Below are 8,395 nucleotides of genomic sequence, written 5' to 3' on the forward strand. Positions count from 1 at the left end.
TCAGTAAGATCATAAAAAATGAGGGAAAACACAAGAATGGAACAACTGAACCCATCTGATTTAAAAGCAATCTTACATTCTAAACGCGCCAATCTTTATTATTTAGAACATTGCAGAGTGATGCAAAAAGATGGGCGAGTGTTATATCTCACCGAAGCAAAGAACGAAAATCAATATTGGAATATTCCCATTGCCAATACCACGGTGATTCTACTCGGTACAGGGACATCCATTACACAAGCAGCGATGCGAATGTTGTGTAGCGCAGGTGTGTTGGTGGGTTTTTGTGGCGGTGGTGGCACACCTTTATTTGCAGGAAGTGAGGTGGAATGGTTAACGCCACAAAGTGAATATCGCCCAACTGAATATATGCAGGGCTGGATGGGCTTCTGGTTTGATGATGCCAAACGTTTGGACGTTGCAAAGCAATTTCAATTTGCCCGTATCGAATTTATCCGCAAAATTTGGGCTAAAGATAAAGATTTAAAGGATGAAGGTTTTTATCTGGATGACTTAGACATTCAACAAGCCTTGACTGGTTTTGAAAAGAAAATCCCTAATATGGCTAAAGTGGGGGATTTACTTCTCGCCGAAGCGCAGATGACCAAGCAACTTTATAAAATTGCAGCAACCCGTTCTAAGTTGAGTTTTGAGCGCAATCCAGAGCAAGGGGATTTGGCTAATGACTTTTTGAATCATGGCAATTATTTGGCTTATGGTCTCAGTGCGACAACACTTTGGGTCTTAGGTATTAGTCATTCATTTGCGGTTATGCATGGTAAAACCCGACGAGGTGCATTGGTCTTTGATGTGGCTGATTTAATCAAGGATGCGGTGGTTTTACCGTGGGCGTTTATTTGTGCCAAAGAGGGGCTGACTGAGCAAGCGTTCCGTCAACAGCTATTGCAGAAATTCACAGAATATCGCTGTTTGGATTGGATGTTTGAACAGGTTAAGTTGCAAGCGGGTAAAAGCTTTCCAAATCAGGAGAGCGAATGATGATCGTAACTTTTATATCTCAGTGTGAAAAGAAGGCAATTGCTCGAACTCGTCGAGTACTCGATGCATTTGCAGATCGGATTGGTGACAATACATGGCAAACGGTGATCACTGAAGATGGATTGTTGACTGTAAAAAAGCTACTGAGGAAAACTGCGACGAAAAGTACAGCAGTTTCATGTCATTGGATACGTGGTCGTCGTAGAAGTGAATTGATGTGGATTGTGGGAAATCGCAATAAGTTTAATGAACAAGGAATAGTCCCCGTGAATACCACAAAGAAAAGCTTGTCTCAAAATAAATGGGAAAATGACTGGCATTATTTACCTTTAATTAAGGCATTAGTTGCAGTTTCTGCTTTACTTCATGATTGGGGTAAAGCAACAGTATTATTCCAGCAAAAATTACTAGATAAAAATAACCAATTTAAAGGTGATCCTTTACGTCATGAATGGATTTCATGCCTATTATTAAATGCTTTGGTGCAATTATCAGGCAATATTGAATCTGATGAAGCATGGTTAAATTTATTTATTAATCAAAGTTGGGATGAGGCACTTCTCAAGCAAACGATTGTAAAAGAATCAGATCAATCCAAAGTTTTAGCTCAGCTTCCACCATTCGCTCAATTAGTCGCGTGGCTGATCATTTCACACCATCGTTTACCGAATTTAAAAGAAGATAAAGATTCAAAAAGATATGCTGCTGAACCTGCAAATAGTATTGCAGAATTATTTGAATGTATCGAAGCAAACTGGGGTTATCAAAATAAATTTGAGGAAAAGGATTATCAACAACGACTTAAGTTGTGTTTTCAGTTTGAGCAAGGTTTGCTAAGCCAATCTTTTGAATGGACAAAAGAAATTAAAAAATGGTCTTTACGTTTATTACAGGAAGTTCAATCATCAGAACAGATTTTTATTGATGGGAGTTGGCGAGTCATTTTACATCATGCACGCTTATGTCTAATGTTGGGTGATCATTATTATTCATCGTGTGAAGCAGATAAAGCATGGAAAACGAATTTATCACTTGTTGCAAATACCGATCCAAAAACGAAACAAGCGAAACAGTATTTAGATGAGCATTTAGTTCGAGTTAGTGACAATGCTATGCGGGTGGTACAGTCGTTAAGCCGTTTAGCAGATGAGATGGAATCTGCATACGATATTCAAAAATTAAAAAAGAAAAGTTCATCAGGTTTTGAATGGCAAGATCAGGCTGCAAAGGGTGTTCAGCAATTTATTCAAAAAAATGAAGGGGCTGAGAAACAGGGCTGGTTCATTGTCAATATGGCAAGTACCGGGAAAGGAAAAACCATTGCCAATGCGAAAATCATGCAAGCCTTATCTAAGAATGGACAATCTTTACGTTATATTTTAGCTCTAGGCTTAAGGACTTTAACTTTACAAACGGGGGATTCATATCGTCAAGATATTGGTTTAAGTAATGATGAACTCGCTGTTTTAATTGGTTCAAAAGCTGTGCAGGAGTTACATCATCAAAATGCTAGAAATGATCAACAGGACGAATTAAATATTGAGGAAATCGGTTCAGAGTCGTTAGAGGCGTTATTAGAGAATGAACTGGATTACGACACGATGCCTCAAGCCGATTTTATGAATGCTTTATTCCCTAAAAATCAAGAACAACGTAATAAAGCATTTCTATATAAACCTGTTTTAACCTGTACTATTGATCATATTATGGCAGCGACTGAAACCAAGCGTGGTGGCAAATATATTTTACCGAGTTTAAGACTTTCCTCCTCAGACTTGGTCATTGATGAAGTGGATGATTTTAATGCTCAAGACTTGGTTGCTATTGCCCGACTGGTGCATCTTGCAGGCATGTTGGGCCGAAAAGTGATGATATCGTCAGCAACCATACCTCCAGCATTGGCTGAGGGGTTTTTTAATACCTATCAGCAAGGCTGGGCTTTGTACTCTGCCTTTAAAAAACTAAAAAATAAAAATATCGTTTCAATGTGGGTCGATGAGTTCAAAACAAAAATCCAAACCATTGATTCGAATGCGCCAACAGAGCATATACAACAATATCAGAATATACATGATCAATTTGTAGAGCTTCGAGCAGCAGCGCTAGTCAAGCAAGTTGTTAAACATAAAGCCTATATTGTGGATTGTGCTGACCTTGTGGCTGTAAAAGAAGTCCAACGTTTAGATCAAAGTTTGCAGTCTCAGTATTTTGAAAGGATTAAACAGAATGCTGAACAATTACATTTGAGTCATCACAGTATTGATCTTAAGACAGGTAAAAAAGTCTCTTTTGGTGTGGTGCGTGTTGCCAATATTCCACCCTGTGTTGCTTTAACTCAATACTTACTCAATGCAGAATGGTCGCAGGGCATAGCGCCTCGTGTTATGGCCTATCATAGTCGTCAAGTTTTGTTGCTACGTAGTGAGCAGGAGCGACATTTAGATCAAGTTCTAAAGCGTAAAGAGAAAGCGGGGGAACAGGCGGCGGCATTCTCAAATGATGTGATTCGTCAGCATCTAGATTCAATTGAAGAGGAACATGTGATTTTTATTTTGGTTGCAACCCCAGTGGAGGAGGTTGGGCGAGACCATGATTTTGATTGGGCCATTGTAGAGCCATCGTCTTATCGTTCGATTATTCAATTGGCAGGGCGAGTGTTACGTCACAGAAAATTGGTACAGAATATCGAAAAGCCAAATATTGCTTTAATGCAATATAATTTAAAAGGATTAAGAAAAGCTAAAGTTGCTTTTGAAAAACCTGGTTTTGAACTTAATAATGATAAATTCCAATTACTCACTAAAGATTTAAAAGAATTACTTGATATTCCAGATGTGAATTTTAATATTAATGCCATACCAAGAATAAAAACGAATGGACCATTACAAGCAAGACAAAGACTAGCAGATCTTGAACATGCAGTAATGGCTGATGTATTAACCTCATACGAAAAAGTTGGAGCAAAACCATTAAATTCATGGTTAACCCAAAAATGGTTTTTAACAGCTTTACCTCAAAAATTTATACAATTTAGGCAAAGCTTTCCGAATATTAAAATTTTTGTTGTTTGCAGAGATCATAAACTGCTACTCTGTGAAAAAAATGATTTTGGTCATTATATTGATCGGAGCGGTTTTTATAATATTCATTATTTGCAACTAAATAATTTGGAACAAAAAAGATTATGGTTGAATAGGAATTATTACGAAATTTTGTGTCGCTTTGCACTTGATCATTTAAGTGAGAATGAAGAAGATATCGATGCAAAGATTGAAAGACTATCGGAACGTTATGGTGAGATTATGTTGCCAGAGTACGATGAGAATAAACGATTGATGTATTCAGAACAGTTTGGCTTGGTAGTTTCAAATAAATAATAAGATGGAAAGAATATGGCAGAAAGTATTCATGCATTTTTAAATGAACGTAAAGAACTTTGGCTAAAAGATCGTTTAAAAAAAGCAGAAAGTGATGTTGAAACTTTAACTTTGCAACATCAGGCAAATGATAAATTTAGTTTAAATGAGTGGTTACCTGATGCAGCAAAGCGCGTAACCCAGCTTGCAATGGTGAGTCACCCAAGTAAGTTTAGTCATCCAAGTGCCAAGACTTCAAGCCTTATTGCTAAGGCGAAACATTGTAATGATGGCTACTTACGTAGTGGTAATGTGGAATACTCATTGGATGTATTTGGTAATGCTGCTGCAATGGATGTATTTAAGTTCTTATCTTTACCGCTTACTGAAAAAATGACGGTTTTGGATGGCTTCGAACAAGACAACCAAGAGTTGCGAGCTTTAATTACGCATGTAGATTTAAATTTTGAAGCATTGAGTTCAGAATTTTTAAAAATTAAAGCCGCAGATCATTCAGTAAAAACAGACCCTCTAGTAAAACAGGTCTATTTCCCAATTAATCAATCTGAATATCATTTATTATCCCTTTTAACCCCATCTGGTTTAATTACTCGACTCAAACAAGCAATTGATGCTATGCGTTTTTCGGAAGAAACCAAAAAATCTAAAGAATTGCGTAAGAAAAATGAACATGATGAAGTAGGTTATGCAGATATATTTGATTTAACAATAACAGCGTATGGTGGAACTCAACCACAGAATGTTAGTGTTTTAAATAGCCAAAATGCGGGACGAGCTTATTTACTTTCGAGTTGCCCACCAGTATTTGAAAGTCGTAATATTAAATTACCCAGTCATGACTTTTTTCAACAGTGCTTATATAGGAAAAAATTTGGTACTGAATTTGAAAAATTAAAAAAATATGTCGCCGAGATTAATAATCAGTATATACGTAAAAAAATTAAAAAACTCTTACGTCAAATAGTAGGAGTTATTTTATTCCATGCTTTCTGTGTGCGCCAAAATGAAAAAGGATGGTCCAAAAAAGAGCATTATAAATCTTTATCTTTAGAGCAAAAAATATGGTTGGATGATGCTTATTTAGATGTAAGAGAAATTGAAAACGAATGGCGATACGAAATTGCAAGAAGAATTGCGAAATGGATTTTAGATAGTTTTGAAGATTTTTATGGTTCTAAATTGTTTGGCAGTCCAGAACTCGTTGAGTTAAAAGATATTGTATTTGAAGCACTGGATGAAGATAAGGAGTTTTTCTAATGCGTCATTTTTTATTGATTTCTCATTTAAAACTTCACAATGCCAATGCCATGAGTAGCCCATATACCATTGGATTTCCAGCAATGACGGCTTGGCTTGGTGCAGTCCACGCTTTGCAACGTAAATTACAAGCTAAAGCATGTGATGTGACTTTAACTAAAGTTGCGGTGAGCTGTCACGAGTTTAATTTGCAGACCTATAAAGGACAGGGGGATTTTGTCCATTCAATTATCGGTACCGCAAATCCATTGGATAAGGATGGAAGTCGGCCTGCTTTTATTGAGGAAGCTCGTTGCCATTTGGAAGTTTCACTTTTAGTTGAAATTGAAGATCTGAATAACAAAAAAAGAGAGCAATTGTTAGAACTTGCTTCTGATCTAGTTTGTAGTATGAAATTTGCCAGTGGAGATGTTCTTACGGTGAAGAATTGCCAAATACTGGATTTTGATGATGATGAAGATCATGACAGGGAATTAAAACCAATCCTCAATAAACTCATGCTTGGGCATGTACTGATCGAGCGCCGTGATCTCGTAATAGACAGTATGAATCAAGGTAAAGATGCTTTAGATGCGGTTTTAGAATATTTACACGTAACGCATAGCTCTAATGTAGATGAAGATAACAAAGTGACATGGACTTCAAAGCGTAAAGGTCAAGGTTGGCTTGTACCTGTCGCTGTTGGCTTTCAAGGAATTTCTGAGTTGGGATTCGCAAAAAATCAAAGGGATGCCAATACACCACATCGGTTTGCTGAAAGTGTTTTAACTTTAGGTGAATTTTTGATGCCGTATCGCATAGAACATCTTGATCAAATGTTATGGCAATACCATTTTGATTCAGAAAACAATTTATATCTCTGCCAAAACGCTACAACAAATTAATTTGATATTGAAAAAGGAAAGACTCATGGCTAAAAATGAAAAAGCAGTCGCAAGTGTACTCGCATTTGAAAAGAAACTTGTTCCATCTGATGGATATTTTTATGGAACGACTTGGGATAATCGTAATGAACAAACAGCTTTAAAACTCATTCCTAAATCAGTCCGAGGAACGATTTCAAACCGTTTAAAGCCTGCTGTTGCCAGTGATCCATTAAAGTTGAATGCTGAAGTTGAAAAAGCCAATTTACAAACAGTAGATGCCTGTGCTTTGGGCGAGCATCAAGATACTTTAAAAGTTGGTTTTACTTTGAAAGTATTAGGTGGTGTTGAAAATCCATCTGCTTGTAACAATGAAGCTTTTTTAAACTCTTATCAAGCTGTGGCCAAAAATTATATTAACAAATATGGCTTTACAGAGCTTGCGAAACGTTATGCGTTCAATATTGCTAATGCTCGTTTTTTATGGCGGAACCGTGTTGGTGCGGAAAAAGTAGAGGTTGTGGTAACAATAAATGATCAACCCGCTATAACATTTAATGCTTTGGAATATGCACTGCATGATTTTGACCATGTAGATGAAAAGTTAAAAAAATTAGCTGATCAAATCGCTCAGGCTCTAAAAGGTGAAACAGTATATTTATTGATTAAAGTTGAGGCTTATGCTTTGGTGGGTAAAGCACAAGAAGTTTATCCAAGCGAAGAATTAGTTTTGGATAAAGGTAAGGGGGATAAGAGTAAAATCCTTTATCAAGTCAATGATGTTGCTGCAATGCACTCTCAAAAAATTGGCAATGCGTTACGTACAATCGATACTTGGTATCCTGAGTTTGATGACAAAAAAACAGCAATCGCGATTGAACCTTATGGTGCGGTCACAAATCTTGGAAAAGCTTATCGTACTCCTAAAGAGAAAAAAGACTTTTTTACCTTATTTGATAAATATGCTTTAGGTGAGTCATTAGAAAATCTAGAACAAGAACACTATGTTATGGCTGTTTTAGTGCGTGGTGGGGTGTTTGGTCAAAGTGCGAAGGATTAATAATGCAATATTATCAAGAAATCACTTTAATTGATCAGGATGAAATTTCACCTTATTTCATTTGGTCAAAAGTGTATATCCAACTTCATATTGCTTTTGCAGAACATACGAATGAACAAGGGAAAACCCAGTTTGGAGTGTCTTTTCCACAGTACCGTATTAATCAGCAAAAGAACATTGGTTTTTTGGGTGCGAAAATCCGTATTTTTGCCAATACAGAAGTCCAGTTACAGCAACTTAATCTGGGGAAGTGGTTGGAACGATTTGTGGACTATGTTCATTTCACCCAACCACGCGAAGTACCTCAAGCTAAAATTACGGCTTACGCTCATTATTTTCGAGTTAATCCAAAAATGAGTTTGGAGCAACGTATTGTTCATCAAGCTCAGCGCCATAATATTTCTTTAGATCAAGCGAGACAGCACTTTAAGCAATATATTGATCAGCCTGTAGTTGAGCCTTATGTGAGTTTGAAAAGCCTAAGTGCAAAACGAGAGGAAAATATAGATCGACCGTATCGCTTATATATTGGTAAATCTGTTGCTGATGAGGCGAAAGATGGAACATTTGGAACTTACGGGTTAAGTCGTTTCTCAACCGTACCAGAGTTTTGACCCAATATTTTTTTACTCTTTAACAGTTTAATAAAATCAATAAGTTACAGCAAGTGGTTTTTTGATTGGGTAAAATGCCTAAATCTATATTAACTACTTGTTGTAACTTATATTTTTACTATAATTTTATAGTTCATGGCGGCATACGCCATTTAGAAAAATGCAAAATTACACACAAAAAGCAGGTACACGTTCATGGCGGCATACGCCATTTAGAAATTGGAC

Annotated in this window: 6 protein-coding genes; all 6 read left to right on the plus strand. The window is 36.7% G+C overall.

Annotated features, from left to right (window positions below; all coding sequences use genetic code 11):
- The first annotated feature begins 36 nt into the window (after positions 1–36).
- Genes cas1f through cas6f form a run of 6 tightly spaced genes read left to right on the plus strand, consistent with a single transcriptional unit; the run spans position 37 to position 8,170 of the window.
- On the plus strand, positions 37–999 hold the full coding sequence (gene cas1f, locus F993_RS18720; RefSeq protein ID WP_004652091.1) for a type I-F CRISPR-associated endonuclease Cas1f: 963 nt from the start codon (positions 37–39) through the stop codon (positions 997–999).
- A complete protein-coding gene (cas3f, locus tag F993_RS18715; protein WP_032812312.1) occupies positions 999–4,376 on the plus strand; it encodes a type I-F CRISPR-associated helicase Cas3f in 3,378 nt (1,125 codons plus the stop codon). Before cas1f ends, cas3f begins: the two co-directional genes overlap by 1 nt.
- Positions 4,377–4,391: 15 nt before the next feature.
- Positions 4,392–5,633, plus strand: coding sequence for a type I-F CRISPR-associated protein Csy1 (csy1, locus tag F993_RS18710; RefSeq protein WP_004652094.1), 1,242 nt, complete (start codon positions 4,392–4,394; stop codon positions 5,631–5,633).
- Complete coding sequence (gene csy2, locus F993_RS18705) at positions 5,633–6,517, plus strand: type I-F CRISPR-associated protein Csy2 (RefSeq protein WP_004652095.1); 885 nt, start codon at positions 5,633–5,635, stop codon at positions 6,515–6,517. Before csy1 ends, csy2 begins: the two co-directional genes overlap by 1 nt.
- Positions 6,518–6,542: 25 nt before the next feature.
- Complete coding sequence (gene csy3 / locus F993_RS18700; protein WP_004652096.1) at positions 6,543–7,556, plus strand: type I-F CRISPR-associated protein Csy3; 1,014 nt, start codon at positions 6,543–6,545, stop codon at positions 7,554–7,556.
- Between the two features lie 2 nt (positions 7,557–7,558).
- Positions 7,559–8,170, plus strand: coding sequence for a type I-F CRISPR-associated endoribonuclease Cas6/Csy4 (gene cas6f, locus F993_RS18695; protein ID WP_004652097.1), 612 nt, complete (start codon positions 7,559–7,561; stop codon positions 8,168–8,170).
- The last annotated feature ends 225 nt before the right edge of the window (positions 8,171–8,395 follow it).

Origin of the sequence: Acinetobacter proteolyticus (genome assembly GCF_000367945.1) — a bacterium.
Lineage (GTDB): Bacteria > Pseudomonadota > Gammaproteobacteria > Pseudomonadales > Moraxellaceae > Acinetobacter > Acinetobacter proteolyticus.